The sequence below is a fragment of the Pseudolysinimonas yzui genome, assembly GCF_014653215.1.
In the GTDB taxonomy this organism is placed as follows: Bacteria; Actinomycetota; Actinomycetes; order Actinomycetales; family Microbacteriaceae; genus Pseudolysinimonas_A; species Pseudolysinimonas_A yzui.
Genome location: NZ_BNAI01000002.1, coordinates 283,934 through 300,838 on the forward strand (window position 1 = coordinate 283,934; position 16,905 = coordinate 300,838).

Annotated in this window: 16 protein-coding genes and 1 tRNA gene; 16 read left to right on the forward strand and 1 reads right to left on the reverse strand. The window is 70.5% G+C overall.

The window, feature by feature from the left end:
* The first annotated feature begins 14 nt into the window (after window positions 1–14).
* Genes IE173_RS07190 through IE173_RS07200 form a run of 3 tightly spaced genes read left to right on the forward strand, consistent with a single transcriptional unit; the run spans window position 15 to window position 1,166 of the window.
* Entirely contained in the window at window positions 15–182 is a 168-nt protein-coding gene (locus tag IE173_RS07190; RefSeq protein WP_191282774.1) for a DUF4177 domain-containing protein, read from the forward strand.
* Window positions 179–640, forward strand: a complete 462-nt coding sequence (locus IE173_RS07195) for a RidA family protein (RefSeq protein WP_191282775.1) — start codon at window positions 179–181, stop codon at window positions 638–640. Before IE173_RS07190 ends, IE173_RS07195 begins: the two co-directional genes overlap by 4 nt.
* 16 nt (window positions 641–656) lie before the next feature.
* The gene (locus tag IE173_RS07200; protein WP_191282776.1) at window positions 657–1,166 is read left to right on the forward strand and encodes a hypothetical protein; all 510 of its coding nucleotides are present in this window, start codon (window positions 657–659) and stop codon (window positions 1,164–1,166) included.
* Between the two features lie 13 nt (window positions 1,167–1,179).
* Here the strand turns inward: IE173_RS07200 and acs are convergent, their stop codons facing one another.
* Window positions 1,180–3,135, reverse strand: a complete 1,956-nt coding sequence (acs, locus tag IE173_RS07205; RefSeq protein ID WP_191282777.1) for an acetate--CoA ligase — start codon at window positions 3,133–3,135, stop codon at window positions 1,180–1,182.
* A 543-nt stretch (window positions 3,136–3,678) separates the two neighbouring features.
* On the opposite strand from acs, the gene IE173_RS07210 reads away from it, so the two are divergent.
* The 13 genes from IE173_RS07210 (at window position 3,679) to dacB (ending at window position 16,900) form a co-directional block, all read left to right on the forward strand.
* Window positions 3,679–4,641: a TadA family conjugal transfer-associated ATPase gene (locus IE173_RS07210; RefSeq protein WP_191282778.1), complete on the forward strand. Its 963-nt coding sequence runs from the start codon at window positions 3,679–3,681 to the stop codon at window positions 4,639–4,641.
* Window positions 4,638–5,519, forward strand: coding sequence for a type II secretion system F family protein (locus IE173_RS07215; protein WP_191282779.1), 882 nt, complete (start codon window positions 4,638–4,640; stop codon window positions 5,517–5,519). The genes IE173_RS07210 and IE173_RS07215 overlap by 4 nt, the downstream gene beginning before the upstream one ends.
* 153 nt (window positions 5,520–5,672) lie before the next feature.
* On the forward strand, window positions 5,673–5,861 hold the full coding sequence (locus IE173_RS07220) for a DUF4244 domain-containing protein (protein WP_191282780.1): 189 nt from the start codon (window positions 5,673–5,675) through the stop codon (window positions 5,859–5,861).
* Window positions 5,858–6,220, forward strand: a complete 363-nt coding sequence (locus IE173_RS07225; protein ID WP_191282781.1) for a TadE family type IV pilus minor pilin — start codon at window positions 5,858–5,860, stop codon at window positions 6,218–6,220. The genes IE173_RS07220 and IE173_RS07225 overlap by 4 nt, the downstream gene beginning before the upstream one ends.
* A 29-nt stretch (window positions 6,221–6,249) precedes the next feature.
* A complete protein-coding gene (locus tag IE173_RS07230) occupies window positions 6,250–6,588 on the forward strand; it encodes an Rv3654c family TadE-like protein (protein WP_191282782.1) in 339 nt (112 codons plus the stop codon).
* Window positions 6,589–6,669: 81 nt separating this feature from the next.
* On the forward strand, window positions 6,670–9,393 hold the full coding sequence (topA, locus tag IE173_RS07235) for a type I DNA topoisomerase (protein ID WP_191282783.1): 2,724 nt from the start codon (window positions 6,670–6,672) through the stop codon (window positions 9,391–9,393).
* Between the two features lie 46 nt (window positions 9,394–9,439).
* Window positions 9,440–10,588, forward strand: coding sequence for a fibronectin type III domain-containing protein (locus IE173_RS07240; RefSeq protein ID WP_191282784.1), 1,149 nt, complete (start codon window positions 9,440–9,442; stop codon window positions 10,586–10,588).
* 28 nt (window positions 10,589–10,616) lie between these two features.
* Entirely contained in the window at window positions 10,617–11,753 is a 1,137-nt protein-coding gene (locus tag IE173_RS07245; protein WP_191282785.1) for a DNA polymerase III subunit delta', read from the forward strand.
* Window positions 11,754–11,763: 10 nt separating this feature from the next.
* On the forward strand, window positions 11,764–13,296 hold the full coding sequence (locus IE173_RS07250; RefSeq protein ID WP_191282786.1) for an alpha/beta hydrolase: 1,533 nt from the start codon (window positions 11,764–11,766) through the stop codon (window positions 13,294–13,296).
* Between the two features lie 82 nt (window positions 13,297–13,378).
* Window positions 13,379–14,029 carry a TetR family transcriptional regulator gene (locus IE173_RS07255; protein ID WP_191282787.1) on the forward strand — a complete coding sequence of 217 codons (651 nt, stop codon included), beginning with the start codon at window positions 13,379–13,381 and terminating at the stop codon, window positions 14,027–14,029.
* 31 nt (window positions 14,030–14,060) lie between these two features.
* A tRNA-Thr gene (locus IE173_RS07260) sits at window positions 14,061–14,133 on the forward strand.
* A 219-nt stretch (window positions 14,134–14,352) separates the two neighbouring features.
* The gene (locus IE173_RS07265; RefSeq protein ID WP_191282788.1) at window positions 14,353–15,237 is read left to right on the forward strand and encodes a hypothetical protein; all 885 of its coding nucleotides are present in this window, start codon (window positions 14,353–14,355) and stop codon (window positions 15,235–15,237) included.
* Between the two features lie 127 nt (window positions 15,238–15,364).
* On the forward strand, window positions 15,365–16,900 hold the full coding sequence (gene dacB, locus IE173_RS07270) for a D-alanyl-D-alanine carboxypeptidase/D-alanyl-D-alanine endopeptidase (protein WP_229841962.1): 1,536 nt from the start codon (window positions 15,365–15,367) through the stop codon (window positions 16,898–16,900).
* Window positions 16,901–16,905 lie beyond the last annotated feature (5 nt).

Consider the following 16,905-nt stretch of genomic DNA (forward strand, 5'->3'; position numbering starts at 1 on the left):
AAGGAAACCCTGGAATGTCCACGTGGGAATACGTCACGACGCCCCTTCTCATCCACAACACGACGGCCATCCTGAACACCTGGGGATCGCAGGGTTGGGAGCTCGTGCAGATCGTCACCGGCCCCGAAGGCGGCCTCGTCGCCTACCTGAAGCGTCCGCTCTCGACGGAGGCCGCGCAGTGAGCGTCATCGCTGCCCGGCTCGCCGAACTCGGACTCGAGCTGCCCGTCGTCGCGAAACCCGTCGCCGCCTACGTTCCCGCCGTCGTGACCGGCAACCTCGTCTTCACCGCGGGCCAGCTCCCGTTCGCCGACGGGGCCCTTCTCGCGACCGGCAAGGTCGGGGATGCCGTCACGCCCGAAGAAGCCGCACTCCTCGCCCGGCGCTGCGCCCTCAACGCGCTCGCCGCCGCCGCCGAGGCGATCGGGTCGCTCGACCGCGTCACCCGTGTCGTGAAGGCCGTCGTCTTCGTCAACTCCGCCCCCGGATTCACCGGCCAGCCCGGTGTCGCCAACGGGGGCTCCGAACTGCTCGGTGAGGTCTTCGGCGACGCCGGCCGTCACGCCCGCAGCGCCGTCGGCGTCTCCGAACTCCCCCTCGACTCCCCGGTCGAGCTCGAGCTCATCCTCGAATTCGCCTAGACAGGAGAAACGGCGCTTGCCGGGATCTGCCCGTAACGCGGTGGCTCTTGCGGTCGCTGCCGTGGCCCTCTGGGCCATGACTGGCTGCGCGAGTTCGCGATCGATGGAGGAGGCGGCGCAGGCGAGTGTGCGCAACGAGATCGAGGTCATCGCTGAGCGCGTGTCCGGCGATGTCGCGATCGCGGAGGCGTCGACTCTGCACGAAGCGATCGAGACCAACCAGATCCGGATCGGACCGTCATTCGCGGGACTGAGCCCGGAGGAGCTTGAGCTGCAGACGATTCCCGGCGGCACCCTCACCATCACCTTCGAGATCGACGAAGCCGGCGGCCGTGGCGAACTGACGTTGCTCAGCAAGAGCGTCGTTGAGGGGGGCGTCGGATTCGGCAACGGTCAAGCCGCGGCTTACGCGTGCTGGTCACTCCCGGTCGATCTACCTGCGCGCACGGTGGGTGAACCCGCCAACGCCGAGTGCCCTGCGGGCGCGGTCGAACTGATGGGCGGACTCGAGCCCTTCGAACTGTGACCGCGCCTGACCCTCAGTCGGACTTCGGCGACGCGGCGTACTTGTCCGAGATGATCGACATCACTGAGGTGTCGGCGAGGGTGGTGGTGTCGCCGATGTCGCGGCCTTCAGCGATGTCCTGCAGCAGGCGGCGCATGATCTTGCCCGACCGCGTCTTCGGCAGTTCCGCGACGACGTACAGCTCGCGGGGGCGGGCGATCGCGCCGATCGCGGTCGCGACGTGCGCACGCAACTCGGTGGACGCATCCTCGAGCTCGGCGTATTCGGAGCGCAGGATCACGAACGCCACGACCGCCTGACCGGTGGTCTCGTCGTGCGCACCGACGACGGCGGCCTCGGCGACGGCGGCGTGGCCGACGAGGGCCGACTCGATCTCGGCGGTCGAGAGCCGGTGGCCCGAGACGTTCATGACGTCGTCGACCCGTCCCATCAGCCAGATGTCGCCGTCGCGGTCGTACCGGGCGCCGTCGCCGGCGAAGTAGTAGCCCTGGTCGGCGAACTTCGACCAGTAGGTCTCCGCGTAGCGGTCCATGTCGCCCCAGATGCCCCGCAGCATGGCGGGCCAGGGCTCGGTGATGACGAGCAGACCGCCCTCGTCTTTGCCGACGGGGGTGCCGTCGTCGTCGACGATCGCGATCGAGATGCCGGGCACCGGCACCTGCGCCGACCCGGGCTTGAGCGTCGTGATGCCCGGCAGCGCCGACACCATGATCGCGCCGGTCTCGGTCTGCCACCAGGTGTCGACGATCGGGGTCTTCCCGCCGCCGATGATGTCGCGGTACCAGACCCACGCCTCGGGGTTGATGGGCTCTCCGACGCTGCCGAGCACGCGCAGCGACGTGAGGTCGAACTTCGCCGGGATCGCGCCGCCGAGTTTCATGAAGGAACGGATGGCGGTGGGCGCCGTGTAGAAGATCGAGACCTTGTACTTCTCGATCAGCTCCCACCAGCGGCCCGGGTGCGGGGTGTCGGGGGTGCCCTCGTACATCACCGAGGTCGCGCCATTGGCGAGCGGGCCGTAGACCGCGTAGCTGTGGCCGGTGATCCAGCCGACGTCGGCGGTGCACCAGAAGACATCGGTCTCGGGGTGCAGGTCGAACACGTTCTCATGCGTGAACGCGACCTGGGTGAGGTACCCGCCGGAGGTGTGCAGGATGCCCTTGGGCTTTCCGGTGGTGCCCGAGGTGTAGAGGATGAACAGCGGGTTCTCCGCCTCGAACGCCTCGGCCTCGTGCTCGTTGCTCGCGGCGTCGACGACGTCGTGCCACCACAGATCCTTGTCGGTCCACTCGACCTCGTTCTCGCCGCGGCGCACCACGAGCACGTGCTCGACGGGCGACTCACCAGCGACCGCGGCATCCACCGTCGGCTTGAGCGGGAACACCTTGCCCTTGCGCCAGCCGCCGTCGGCGGTGATGACGAGTCTCGCCTGGGCGTCGTCGATGCGGGCACGCAGCGACTCGGCGCTGAAGCCGCCGAAGACCACCGAGTGGATGGCGCCGAGCCGGGCGACGGCGAGCATCGCGACGACGGCTTCGGGGATGTTGGGGAGGTAGATCGCGACCCGGTCGCCCTGGCCGACGCCGAGGGCGGCGAGGGCGTTGGCGGCCTTCTTCACCTCGCTCGTGAGCTCGGCGTAGGTGACGGTGCGGGCATCCCCGGGTTCGCCCTCCCAGTGGTAGGCGACCCGGTCGCCGTGGCCGGCGAGCACGTGCCGGTCGAGGCAGTTGTAGGCGACGTTGAGCTTCCCGTCGCCGAACCACTTCGCGACGGGAGCCGCCGACCAGTCGAGCACCTCGGTGAAGGGCTCGTTCCAGTGCAGCAGCCGTCGCGACTGGTCGGCCCAGAAGGCGAGGCGATCGGATGCCGCCTCCTCGTAGAGGCGAGGCTGGGCGATCGCGGCCGCCGCGAACTCCGGGCCCGGCGGGAACCGGCGGTCCTCGTGGAGCAGGTTGTCGATCGAAGTCATGACGATGGGCCTCTCTGCGGGAGCAGGCTCCCGCGGCGTCTGTTCGACCGGCCGGGCGGCGTTGCCGGGGGCCCCCGCGACGGGGTCCGTGATCGATCCTAGCCAGCGTTCCGAGGCCCGTGATCGTGCCCTGGATAGGGGGTGCTCGGCCTCTTGCGGGTTCTGGGGAATTCGTGATCATTTCTGCCCATTGCGGTGTCCTCCATTTGGAGTACACTCGGGACCATCCGAGCGCAATCTCGGCTCGCGACGTGCGCGATTCCCCCCAATCCAACGTCGCTGTGGCGGCGCCTGTTCCCCCCAATGGGCGCCGCCCCTCTCCTTTTAACGACGCGGTTTTCTGCCGTTCGTCGTGCGGTTCTGGGCATCGAACAGCAGGGCCTCACCGTCGAGAGGCGCGCCGGCTGATCCCGATGCGTTGCGCCCCGATGGGGTACAACGCGCCGACCACGTCGCGTCCTCCCCGTCCACCGGTCGGCGCGCTTTGTGCACGTGGGATGCCCCGAACTGGGGGCGCGACGCTCCGAGGCGAATCATCGACGCATGACCGCTTTCGTCGCCCAGGGCAGCGGCGTGGCACGAGGGGTGCCCGCGGGGGCGTTCGGACCGCTCGCCGCGGCCGTCGCGGAGCGCGGGGTGACGGATGTCTTCCTCAACGGCGACGGCACGGTGTGGGTCGATCGGGGTACGGGGGCGGCCGCCGTCGAGGCGGTGCGGGTGCCTGCCGCGGCGGCGCGGGAGCTCGCGGTGCGACTCATCGCCCTCGGCGGGCGGCACCTCGACGAGGCGACCCCGGCGGTGGATGTGCGGCTCGGCGACGGCGTGCGCGTGCATGCCGTGCTGCCTCCGGTGTCGGGTGGCGGGGCCCTGGTGTCGGTGCGGCTACCGGCCGAGGTGCGTCCCGGGCTCGACGATCTCGACGCCGTGGGATTCTTCGCGCAGGTCGCGGTGGGGCGCATCCGGCAGCTCGTCGCGCGCCGTGCCAACCTCCTGGTGACCGGGGCCGGCGGCAGCGGCAAGACCACATTCCTCGCCGCGCTGCTCGGTGCCGCGCCCCCGCACGAACGCATCGTCGTGCTCGAAGACGTCGCCGAGCTGCGCATCGCCCATCCGCACGTGGTGTCGCTCGAGGCGCGGCAGCCGAACCTCGAAGGTGCTGGCGGAGTCGGACTCGACCGGCTGGTGCGCGAAGCGCTGCGGATGCGCCCCGATCGCCTCGTGGTGGGCGAATGCCGCGGACCTGAGCTGCGCGAACTGCTCGCCGCGCTCAACACCGGACACGACGGGGGAGCGGGCACCCTGCACGCCAACTCGCTCGCCGACGTTCCCGCCCGGCTCGAAGCCCTCGGCGCGCTCGCCGGCATGTCGCCCGACGCCGTCGCCCGGCAGGCGGTGAGCGCACTCGACGTCGTGCTGCATGTCGAGCGTGTCCCGGAGGGTCGACGGCTCGCCGCCCTCGGGAGGCTCGGGCTCGACCGTCGGGGCCGGCTGGAGGTGCGCACGTGACGGCGTCGACTCCTGCGGCTGCGGTGCTGCGGCTCGCCGTGCTGCTCGAAGCGGGGTTGCCGCCCCTCACCGCGTGGCGGCACCTCGGTGAGTCCGACCCCGTCGCCGCCCGGGTGGCCGAGGGCGGTGGCGCCGACCAGCTGCCCGCCGCGATCCTCGAGGCGACCCGGGATGCCGCGGCGGCATCCGATTGGGCGTGCGTCGCGGCGGCGTGGCGAGTGGCGACCGACGCGGGGGCTCCGCTTGCCGCGACCCTCGCCCGTCTCGGCGAGGTGCTCATCGCGACCGACGACGCGCGTCGCGAGGTGGAGATCGCGCTCGCCGGCCCGCTCGCGACGTCGCGGGTGGTGCTCGCGCTGCCCGTGCTGGGTCTGTTCGGCGGGGCGCTGCTCGGCGTCGACACCCTCGGGGTGCTCGCCACGACACCGCCGGGGTGGTTCTGCCTGGTCGCCGGCGGAGGGTTGCTGCTCATCGCCCGGCGGTGGATGCGGCGGCTGGTCGCCCGCGCGCGGGAGGCCGACCCGACGCCGGGCCTCGGCTGTGAGCTCGTCGCCGTCGCCGTCTCGGGGGGAGCGCCGGCGTCGACCGCACTCGAGCGGGCCGCGGCGGCGCTCGCCGAGGCGGGTCTGCCGCCCGACGACTCCGCGGCTCCGGCGATCACCTTCGCGCAACGCGCGGGGGTGCCGGTGGCCGCGCTGCTGCGCGCCGAGGCCCGGGGGGCCCGACGCGAGGCGCAGGCCGCCGTGCGGATGCGCATCGCCGCCCTCGGCACCCGGCTGCTGCTGCCGCTCGGGCTGTGCGTGCTGCCCGCGTTCGTCGCGCTCGGCGTCGCTCCTCTCTTACTCGCGATGATCTCCTCGACGATCGCCTCGTTGTGAGCCCCGATCCGGGTCTCGTCCTGCACAACGCCGGCCCGGCCCGATTGCTCGACCCGAGAGCCGGGAAGACGACGGGATGACGCGCCGGTCGCGCAGAATCGGAGTGCTCGTGCCCCGACCCTCCGCCTCTGCGGAGAGATAAAGAGGTACGCGATGCGATCGATGTGGCAGCGGATGGCGGCGAGGCTCCGCGCGGATACCGGAGCGGCGACGGCGGAGTACGCGATCGTCATCATGGCGGCGGTCGGCTTCGCCGGGCTGCTCGTGGTGATCCTGCGGTCGGGCGAGGTGCAGGCGATCCTCACCGATCTCGTGCAACGGGCACTGAACTCGGCGGGATGACCGCACGCGGCGGTGTGGCCCGGTGGCGTGCCGAGCGGGGCAGCGCGACCGCGGAGTTCGCGCTCGCGTTTCCGGCGGTGCTGGGCGTCGTCGCGCTGCTGCTCGGCGGGGTGCAGGTCGCCGGGCTGCAGGTGCGGGCGCAGGATGCCGCGGCCGACGCCGCGCGCGGGCTCGGTCGCGGAGACTCCGCGGCGGCGGTGGCGGCCCGACTGCAGCGTCAGGTTCCGGGCGCGGTGCTCAGCAGTTGGGTGGACGGCGACCTCCGATGCGTGCGGGTCGAAGTCGCGCCGATAGGGCCGGCGGCCGTGCTCGGGTTGCAGGCCCGCGCGGGGGCGTGCGCCTTGGACGACGGGCGATGACCGGCGTCGAGGCGGCACGACGACGGGCGATGACTCGCCAGAAAGAACGCGGCTCGGGCGGCGTGTTGGCGCTCGCCGCCCTCGCGATGCTCGCGGTGCTGACCCTCGCCGCGGTCGGGGTGGGTGCGGCGCTCGCGCAGCGGCAGCGGGTGATCGCGGCCGCGGATGCCGGGGCGCTCGCCGCCGCCGACACGGCTCTCGGCATCCATCCCGGCATCCCGTGCGAGGTGGCCGCTCAGGTCGTCGAGACCTCGGGGGCGGCCCTCGTCGCCTGCGAGCTGGAGGGTGTCGTGGCGACGATCACGGTGTCGGCGCGGGTCGCCGGAGTGCTCGTCACCGCCGAGGCGCGCGCCGGCCCGCCACGATGACGCCACGATGACGCCCGACGGGCCGCCCCGGCTTGCAGGAGAAAAGTGTGTGTATGGTGTGCACCGGATAGAAGGAGAACAGTGCCCGAGTCGAAGTCCGCCGGCCGCAAGCTGGTCATCGTCGAGAGCCCCGCGAAGGCGAAGACCATCGGCCAGTACCTCGGCGACGGCTATGAAGTGCTGGCTTCGGTGGGCCACATCCGCGATCTGATCGAGCCGAAGAACCTCCCGCCGGAGCTGAAGAAGGGCTCGCTCGGCAAGTTCTCGATCGACGTCGAAAACGGCTTCGCTCCCTATTACGTGGTGAGCGACGAGAAGAAGCGCACCGTCGCCGACCTCAAGAAGGCGCTCAAGAACGCCGACGAGCTCTACCTCGCGACGGATGAAGACCGCGAAGGCGAAGCGATCGCCTGGCACCTGCTCGAAGAGCTGAAGCCCAAGGTTCCCGTGAAGCGCATGGTGTTCCACGAGATCACCAAGGAGGCGATCCAGCGGGCGCAGGAGAACACCCGCGACATCGACACCGCACTCGTCGACGCGCAGGAGACCCGCCGCATCCTCGACCGCCTGTACGGCTTCGAGATCAGCCCGGTGCTCTGGCGCAAGGTGGGCCCGGGACTCTCGGCCGGCCGCGTGCAGTCGGCCGCGACCCGGCTCGTCGTCGACCGCGAGCGCGAGCGCCTCGCCTTCGTCTCGGCCGTCTACTGGGATCTCACCGCCGAACTCGGCGCCTCGAGCGAGACCTTCCAGGCCCGACTCGCCCGCCTCGACGGCAAGCGCGTCGCGAGCGGTCGTGACTTCGACGACAAGGGTCAGCTCACCGGCGACGTCGTCGCCCTCGACGAGGCCGCCGCCGAGAAGCTGGCCACCGCCCTGCGCGCCGACACGACATCCTTCACGGTCACCAATCTCGAGACCAAGCCCTACACGCGCCGCCCGGCCGCCCCGTTCACCACGAGCACCTTGCAGCAGGAGGCCGCGCGCAAGCTGCGGTTCTCGGCCCGGCAGACGATGAGCGTCGCGCAGGGGCTCTACGAGAACGGACACATCACCTATATGCGCACCGACTCGCCGACGCTGTCGCAGCAGGCGACGGATGCCGCGCGCAGCCAGGCCGCGGCGCTGTACGGTGCCGAGACCGTGCCCGAGAAGCCGCGCGTCTACACCGGCAAGAACAAGAACGCGCAGGAGGCGCACGAGGCGATCCGCCCCGCCGGGGATGTCTTCAAGACCCCGTCGGAACTCTCCACCGTGCTACGCGGCAACGACTTCAAGCTGTACGACCTCATCTGGAAGCGCACCGTCGCCTCGCAGATGGCCGACGCGCGCGGGTCGACGGCATCCGTCACGATCGCCGGGACGACAGCGGATGCCGGCACGGCCGAGTTCACCGCATCGGGCACCGTCATCACCTTCCGCGGCTTCCTCGCCGCGTATGAAGAAGGCAAGGACGAGGCCCGCGACCCCGAGGCGAAGGAAGCCGACGACGAGAAGCGCCTGCCGAACCTCACCGTCGGGCAGGAGCTTCCGCTGCAGCAGCTCGAGGCGAAGGGCCACGAGACCAGCCCGCCGCCGCGCTACACCGAGGCGAGCCTGGTGAAGACGCTCGAAGAGCTCGGCATCGGGCGCCCGTCGACGTACGCGAGCATCATCTCGACGATCATCGACCGCGGCTACGTCACTCCGCGCGGCACGGCCCTCGTGCCGAACTGGATCGCGTTCAGCGTCGTGCGGCTGCTCGAAGACCACTTCGCCGACCTCGTCGAGTACGACTTCACGGCCGAGATGGAAGACGACCTCGACCGCATCGCCGACGGCGAGCAGAACCGGGTCGACTGGCTCACCGGGTTCTACTTCGGCAACGAACATCACAAGGGTCTGCGCACCGTCGTCGACAACCTCGGCGAGATCGACGCGCGCGACATCAACTCGGTGAAGCTCGCGAACGGCATCACCCTGCGCATCGGCAAGTACGGGCCGTACCTCGAGACGCCCGACCCCGAGTCGGCCGACGGCACCCCGCGCCGGGTCAACGTTCCGCCGGAACTCGCGCCCGACGAGCTCACCGCCGCCAAGGCGCAGGAGCTCATCGACGCGCCGGTCGTGGGCGACCGCATCCTCGGAGTGAACCCCGAGACCGGCAAGCAGATCGCGGCGAAGGACGGCCGGTACGGTCCGTACGTCACCGAGCTCGAGCCCGAGCCGGAGCCGACTCCCGAACCCGAGCCTGTCGTCGACATCGCGACGGGTGAGGTGAAGACGCCGAAGAAGAAGCCCGCGAAGAAGGCGCCCGCGGTGAAGCCGCGCACGGCATCCCTCTTCAAGTCGATGGACCCGATGACGGTCGACCTCGAGACGGCCCTCAAGCTGCTCAGCCTGCCGCGCGTCGTGGGTGTCGACCCGGCGGACGGCGTCGAGATCACGACGCAGAACGGGCGCTACGGCCCGTACCTGAAGAAGGGCACCGACTCGCGCTCGCTCGAGTCGGAGGATCTCATCTTCGACCTCACCCTCGACAAGGCCCTCGAGATCCTGGCGCAGCCCAAGTACGGCGCTGCGCGCACCTCGAGCGCCCTCAAAGAGTTCGAGGCCGACCCCGAGTCGGGCAAGCCGATCCGCATCCGCGACGGCCGGTTCGGCGCCTACGTCACCGACTCGATCACGAACGTGACGATCCCGCGCGGCGAAGACATCGAGTCGATCGACTTCGAGCGGGCGGTGCAGATGCTCGCCGACAAGCGCGCGAAGGGCCCCGCCCCGAAGCGCAAGGCACCGCCGCGCAAAGCCGCAGCCAAGAAGAAGTAGCGGCTGTCGCCCGACGGGGCGTGCGGTGTGGGACGATGACGCCACCATGACGCGTCGCGCCGCACTCACCGCCCGGGCATCTGCGGCCGTTGTGCTGGGAGTCGCGGTGAGTCTCGCACCCGTCGGCGTCGCCGCGGCGCCCGACCCCGACGTCTTCTTTCCGTCCGACCCGGCGACCCTCGCGATCTTCGAGTTCAACGGCGACGTGCTCGACTCCAGCGGCAACGGCCGGCACGCGACGCTGCTCGATCCGTCGGCGACCTACGTCGCAAGCACCTATGGGCAGGGACTCGTGCTGCCGCGCATCGACGACCAGGCGCAAGGCATCGATTGGAGCGCCTACGCCTCTCTCCTCACTCCGCCCTACACCGTCGAGGTGCTCGTGCACCCCACGGACATCGATTCGTGGAAGCGCCTGTTCACGCACGACAACCTCGACGACAACGGGTTGTACTACTTCGACGGTGGGCTGCAGAACTACCCCGATGCGCCTCTCGCCGGCGTTTCGCTTCCCGCCGACACGCTGCACTGTCTCGCCTGGTCGGCGCCGGAGACCCCCGTGAACACCCTCGACCTCTACCTCGACGGCGACTACCTCGGGCAGGTCGGGCGCTCCTACGCCGTGCCGACCCAGGCGTGGTTCTTCATGGACGACCTGTCGGTGCCGAACGAGAACATCCTCGGGCACGTGGACGCGATGCGCATCTCGAACGTCGCCCGAACGGGCACCGAACTCGCGGATGCCTGCGCGGCGTCGAACACGGGCACCCCGCTCACGACGGTGCCGGGCCCGCCGACGGCCCTGACGGCCGACCCCGCCTCGGGCGAAGCGGTGCTCGCCTGGGTCACGCCCGCGTCCGACGGGGGCAGCCCGATCACCGACTACGTCGTCGAGTACTCCTCCGATGGGGGCACCACCTGGTCGATCTTCGCGGACGGCGTTTCGACCGCGACGACGGCGAGGGTGACCGGGCTCGTCGCGGGTCAGGCGTACCTCTTCCGGGTCTCCGCGGTGAACGCCGTCGGCGCCGGCCCGACCGTCGCGACCACGTCGGGCGTCACCTTGGCCGCACTGCTGCCCCCGACCGGCGAGACGCCCGGGCTCCTCGGAGGTGCCGCGCTGGCGCTGCTCCTCGCCGGGGCCGTCGCGCTCCGCCTCGCTCGTCGCCGAGCCTCGGCACCCTCGGTCGGCTGAGGTCGTCGCCGACGGATACGGTGAGCGTATGAGCTGGGACGACCTGACGGGGCAGGCGGAGGCGGTTGCAACACTGCGCGCCGCCGCCGCGGGCGACGGCCTCACGCACTCCTGGCTCCTGACCGGTCCCCCCGGCTCGGGGCGGTCGGTTCTCGCCTACGCCTTCGCCGCCGCGCTCATCGCGCGCCCGGGGCATGAGGCCGAGACCGAGGCGCAGGTCGCGGCACGCACGCATCCCGATCTCGGGGTGCTGAGCACCGAAGGCGTCACGATTCTGCGCAAAGACGTGAAGGAGTTCGTCACCTCGAGCTACTTCTCGCCGTCGGTCGGTCGCTACCGCGTGATGGTGATCGAAGACGCCGACCGCATGGCCGAACTCTCCAGCAACGTGCTGCTGAAGGCGCTCGAGGAGCCGCCGCCGCGCACCATCTGGATTCTCTGCGCGCCGAGCGACGCCGACCTGCTGCCCACGGTGCGCAGCCGGGTGCGCACCGTGCGGCTGCGCGTGCCGGACGTCGCCGAAGTCGCCGAGCTGATCTCGCGCCGCGACGGGGTGAGCCTGCCCGAAGCGACGCGCGCGGCCCGCGAAGCGCAGAGCCACATCGGGATGGCGCATCGCCTGGCGACGAACGCCGAGGCCCGCGATCGCCGGGCTCGTACGCTCGAACTCGCGCTCGGCATCCGCAGCGTGTCCGGTGCCGTGCTCGCCGCCGCCGAGCTGCTCGAGGTGGCGGGAGCCGACGCGAAGGCCATCACCGAGGAACGCGACGCCGAGGAGCGGGCGAGCGCGCTGCGGTCGCTCGGCATCGAGCCAGGGGGCACCGTGCCTGCCGGGTTGCGGGCCCAACTCAAGAGCCTCGAAGAAGACCAGAAGCGCCGGGCGACCCGGTCGTTGCGCGACGGGCTCGACCGCATCCTCGTCGATCTGCTGTCGCTCTACCGCGACATCCTGCTGATGCAACTGGGGGTCACGTCCGACCCGGTGAACCTCGCGATCTACTCCGAGCTCGACGCGGCGGCGCGGGCGACCACACCCGCCGCCACCCTCGCCACCCTTGACGCGATCACCGAGGCCCGTACGCGCATCGAAGGCAACGTCGCCCCCGCACTGGCCCTCGAAGCCATGCTGATCACCGCGGTGCGCGACACCGCTCCCGTGCGTTAGAAAGGTCGCCATGAAGACCACTCGCGTGAGCCTCGCCGTGCTTGCGGGCGTCGCCGTCGTCGCGACCCTCACCGGATGCCTGCAATGGTTCGTGCCGCCGCGGGTGGAGTCGACCTCGCAGCCGACCGGCGAGGAGGTCGCCGCCGACCTCGAGGAGTACTACCACCAGGTGCTGCGGTGGAACTCCTGCGGCGGGGGCATGCAGTGCACGACGGCCCGAGCCCCGATGGACTGGAGCAACCCCGGCGAGGCCGAGATCGAGCTGGCGCTCGTGCGGCAGCCGGCGACCGGCACGAAGATCGGGTCACTGCTGGTGAACCCCGGCGGACCGGGCGGGTCGGGCTACGACTTCGTGCTCGAGAGCGCCGACTACGCGACGAGTGCGACGCTTCAGCGCAGCTACGACATCGTCGGCTTCGACCCTCGGGGCGTCGGCCGGTCGTCGGCCGTCTCCTGCTACGACGATCCGGCCTTCCTCGACGAGTACAACTACGGCATCATCCCGGGAACGGTCGGATCGGATCAGTGGATCGCCGATCTCGCCACCGCGAACGCCGAGTTCGCGCAGAGCTGCCTCACCCACACCGGGGCGCTCCTGCAGTTCGTCGACACGGTGAGCGCCGCCCGCGACATGGATCTGCTGCGCGCCGTGCTCGGCGACGAGAAGCTCAACTACCTCGGCTTCTCCTACGGCACGTTCCTGGGCGCGACCTACGCCGACCTCTATCCCGAGAAGACCGGGCGCCTGGTGCTCGACGGCGCCGTCGACCCGTCGACGACCGAGTTCGACGTCACGAAGACGCAGGCGGTGGGCTTCGAGAACGCGTTCAAGGCCTACCTCGCCGACTGCGTGACCCGCGAAGAGTGCCCGTTCACCGGTTCCGTCGACGACGCGATGGCCCGTACGGGAGCGCTGCTCAGCGAGCTGGCGGTCACGCCGCTGCCGGGAGTCGACGGCAGGATGCTCGGGTCGAGCACGATGTTCATCGCGATCATCCTGCCCCTGTACAACCAGGGCAACTGGCCCTACCTCGACGACCTGTTCAGCGAGGTGTTCGCCGGCGAGACCACGACGGCGTTCTTCCTCGCCGACAACTACAACGGCCGCAACCCCGACGGCACGTACGCCGACAACTCGACCGAGGCGTTCCTCTCGATCAACTGCCTCGATTACGTGACGGAGATCACCCCCGAGTCGATGAGGGCGGAGGCGGCGCTGCTCAAGGAGGCGGCACCCGTGTTCGGCCCGGTGATGTCGTACGGCGGCACGCTGTGCGACGCGTGGCCGTTCCCGGCGACCCGGGATCGCGTGGCGATCGCCGCCGAGGGGTCGGCCGACATCCTGGTCGTCGGCACGACGAACGACCCGGCGACGCCGTACGTCTGGGCCGTCGCCCTCGCCGATCAGCTCGAGAACGGGCACCTCGTGACCTACGAGGGCGAGGGGCACACCGCGTATACGACGGGTGACCCGTGCGTGCAGCGCACCGTCGACGCCTACTTCATCGACGGCACGGTGCCGGCATCCGACCCCCTCTGCTGAGCTGCTCGGTGGTCGGGTAGCGCCGCTGGCGCGTGTCGAGACCCAGGATGCAAGTTTGCAGTCGATGCAATAAAATGAGCGGATGACGTCTCCCGACCAGCCCGATCAGCTCGGCCTGCGCGAACGCAAGCGGCTCGCGACGCGCCACGCGATCCAGCGTGCGGCGCTGCAGGTGGTGCGCGAACAGGGGCTCCACGGGGCGACCGTCGACGAGATCGCGCGCATCGCCGACGTCTCGCCGCGCACGTTCTTCAACTACTTCCCCTCGAAGGAAGACGCGATCCTCGGCGACGCTCCGACGCTCGACGGCAACCCCGAGATCGAGTGGTTCGTCGCCGACCGCGGCCCGATCCTGAGCGGACTCGCCCGGGTCGTCGTGCACGGCTCGACCCGGCTGCTCAGCGACCCCGAGTTGCTCATGGAACGCCGCGCCCTCGGCAAGCGGTATCCCGAGCTCGGCGTGCGGCGCATGGCGAACGTGCATCGCTTCGAGGAGGAGCTCACCGACCTCGCCCTGCGTCGGCTGCGTTCCGAGCATCCGGAACTGCCGGATGACGAGGCCCGTGATCGCGCCCGTCTCGTCGCGCTCACCGCATTCGCCTTCATCCGGCACGCCTGGTTCGCCTGGCTCGACCACCCGGACGCGTCTCCGGGCCTCCCCGACCTGGTGGAGCGGGCCTTCCGACTCGGGGCGGATCTGATCGCGTCATCCCCGCCCACGCGCGTCGGCTAAACTTCTCGACGGTTCCCGGCCCGCCGGGTCCGCCGCCTTAGCTCAGTCGGCAGAGCATCTCACTCGTAATGAGAAGGTCGTGGGTTCGATTCCCACAGGCGGCTCCGATCGCAATTCCGTCCGCGATCCGGCTCGACAGCAGCCCGGATTCGCCCCAGAAGCGCGCTGTCGTGCCCCCAGTTCGCGGGCAGAAGGCCGTCTTTTGAGGGTCGCGGGGTTGTTTCCGGCCCACAGAAAGGCGTAGCGTCCCCTTCACAGCGCTTTATGCGCTCGACGCACACGGTCCGGGGGGACCGCGTCACCCGAGTCGGGGGGCTCACGCAATGAAACGCACCATTTTTCTGGGGGTCGTCTTCACGACGGTCATGGTTCTCGTGTTGCCGTTCGTCGGCGGCGGGGGTCCTTCGTTCCTCGCTCCCGCCAACGCGGCGACCACTGCCGTGTCGGCTGCGAGCGGGCTGAACGCCGCGACCGCACCGACGACCGCGACCAGTCCGGTCGTGGCGACCACGATCACCACCGACACGACGCCGACAGTGCTCGCCGCAGCGGCACAGGCCATCAATGTCGCGGTGTCGGCTGAGGCGACGCTCACGGTCGACTCCGAGCACTTCGCGCAGAAGCCGGTGCCGAAGCCGCTTCCGCCGGTCACCGCAGCCGGCCGTGCCAGCGGCACGGAGGAGCGGCGCGCGGTTCTCGCGGCACAGGGCCTGTCGTGCCCGGGCAACGTCGGCGGCAGCACCGGCGGTGCTCCTGGTCGTGTCTCCGGTGGCGGCGTGCAGGGCACCACGTCGGACGACCTCGCCTCGTTCGCGGCGGCCTACAACGCGATCCGCGTCGCCAACTGCCTGTACCCGGTGCCGATGGCGAACATCCGGTACGACTCCTGCATGGAGGACCGCCTGTTCTGGATGGCGGAGGACCCCAGCACCGACCCCGCCAGTGCCTGGGGCCACATCGGCTCGCAGCGCAGTGACGGCGTTCCCTCGTACGGCTGCGATGGCAACCTGGCGGGCGGTTCGGGCAACAGCGGAGCGACAGTCGCGCAGAAGTGGTGGAACTCCACCTCTCACCGCAACTCGCTCTACCGGCCCAGCATCACCGGTCCCGTCAACGGGGTGTGCATCTACTTCGCGATGACCCACGGCGGCGTGCCGAACGAGCCCTACAGCTTCACCCGGGCCGCGGCCCGCTGGGGCGGCTGCTGACCGACTGATCGGCGTCGGAGGTCTTTCACACGCCGCATCCGGAACGGGTCCGGGTGCGGCGGGTGTGAGGCCTCCGGCGTCGTTCCCACTCAGAATGTGCCGCGCGACGGTCACCTATCATTGCTAGGTGACCGACGAGCAGCCGATCTCGCGCCGCGCGGCCCGCGAAGCCGCGGCTCCGGCGTCGGGACGCGGTACCCGGCCGAAGCCATCGAAGCGCGAACCGTCGATGGATGCCGAGGGCGAGAAGCCGCGCGGCACCGGGGCGTTCTTCGCCAAGCATCCGACCGGATGGCTGATCGGGGCGATCGTCGTCGTGTTCGCCCTGCTCGGCACCGGGGCGGTCTTCGCCGGCGTGAGCGTCGGATCGGCCGCCGCGGTGCTTCCGAGCCCTACCCCGACTCCGGAACCTCCGCGCGACGTGCCCGAGGGCGATCTCGCGGCGAGCCGGCTGCGCACCTGTTCGATCGCCGGTCTCGCGGCCGACCCGCGGCTGATGGCCCTCTCGGGATACGTCGTGCGGGTCGACACGCAGGAAGTGCTGTTCGACCGGGCCGGCACGACGCCCGCCCGCACCGCGAGCGTGCTGAAGCTGCTCACCGCCGCGGCGGCGCTCGCGACGGTCGGCCCCGACTACCGCATCCGCACCTCGGTGTATCCGGGAAGCCAGGCCGGTTCGATCGTGCTGGTCGGTCGGGGCGACGCGACCCTGAGCCGCCTGCCCGCCGGTCAGGAGAGCGTCTACAAGGGCGCCCCGAAGCTGGCCGATCTCGCCGCGCAGGTGCTCGCCAACTACAGCGGGGCGCCGATCACCAACATCGTGCTCGACGCCAGCTACTGGTCGACCGCCGACAAGTGGGACCCGGCGTGGAAGCGTTCCGAGCAGACGCAGGGCTACCACTCCGAGGTGACGGCGCTGCAGGTCGACGGCGACCGCGCCAACCCGGCCGCGCAAGACAGCCCGCGCAGCACCGACCCGGTCGGGCGCGCCGGACAGTACTTCTTGGATGCCCTCCGCGCCGCCGACACCGAAGGCGAGGTCGCCGGCAACGTCACGCTGAGCACCGGCAGCGCGGTCAACACCTCGACCGTGCTCGGCGAGGTGCAGTCGCAGCCGCTCAGCGTGATCATCCCGCACATGCTGCTGGTGAGCGACAACACGATGGCCGAGATGATCGCGCGCATCACGTCGAAGGAATCGGCCCTCAACGGGTCGGCCGCCTCGCTGCAGCAGGCCATCCCGAGCGCGCTGTCGACGATCGGCATTCCGGCGACGGGCATCACGATCAAAGACGGGTCGGGGCTCAGCGAGTTCAACGCCGTGCCGCCGGCGACGGTGACCCAGCTGATGATCGCGGTGAACAACGCCACCGCGCCGAACCTCGACGTGATCCTCAACGGGCTGCCGGTCGCCGGGCAGTCGGGCACGCTCGCCGGGCGCTTCACCGGGGCGAATGCGGTCGCCCGCGGCCACGTGTTCGCCAAGACCGGCTGGATCGACACCTCGTACTCGCTCGGCGGTCTCGTGCAGGCCGCCGACGGCACCGTCTTCGCGTTCGCCTTCTACGCGATCGGCGACGGCATCCAAAGCAATGCCCGCGCGGCGCTCGACACCCTCACCACCGGGGTCTTCACCTGCGGCGACAACCTTTCGAACAACTAGCTGGA

Bases quoted from the DNA above. Each gene is read 5' to 3' on its own strand.
- IE173_RS07220 (WP_191282780.1), top strand. From the start codon at position 5,673: ATGCGATCGATGTGGCAGCGGATGGCGGCGAGGCTCCGCGCGGATACC.
- IE173_RS07230 (WP_191282782.1), top strand. From the start codon at position 6,250: ATGACTCGCCAGAAAGAACGCGGCTCGGGCGGCGTGTTGGCGCTCGCC.
- IE173_RS07255 (WP_191282787.1), top strand. From the start codon at position 13,379: ATGACGTCTCCCGACCAGCCCGATCAGCTCGGCCTGCGCGAACGCAAG.
- IE173_RS07245 (WP_191282785.1), top strand. From the start codon at position 10,617: ATGAGCTGGGACGACCTGACGGGGCAGGCGGAGGCGGTTGCAACACTG.
- IE173_RS07250 (WP_191282786.1), top strand. From the start codon at position 11,764: ATGAAGACCACTCGCGTGAGCCTCGCCGTGCTTGCGGGCGTCGCCGTC.
- IE173_RS07210 (WP_191282778.1), top strand. From the start codon at position 3,679: ATGACCGCTTTCGTCGCCCAGGGCAGCGGCGTGGCACGAGGGGTGCCC.
- IE173_RS07265 (WP_191282788.1), top strand. From the start codon at position 14,353: ATGAAACGCACCATTTTTCTGGGGGTCGTCTTCACGACGGTCATGGTT.
- IE173_RS07190 (WP_191282774.1), top strand. From the start codon at position 15: ATGTCCACGTGGGAATACGTCACGACGCCCCTTCTCATCCACAACACG.
- IE173_RS07240 (WP_191282784.1), top strand. From the start codon at position 9,440: ATGACGCGTCGCGCCGCACTCACCGCCCGGGCATCTGCGGCCGTTGTG.
- IE173_RS07225 (WP_191282781.1), top strand. From the start codon at position 5,858: ATGACCGCACGCGGCGGTGTGGCCCGGTGGCGTGCCGAGCGGGGCAGC.
- acs (WP_191282777.1), bottom strand. From the start codon at position 3,135: ATGACTTCGATCGACAACCTGCTCCACGAGGACCGCCGGTTCCCGCCG.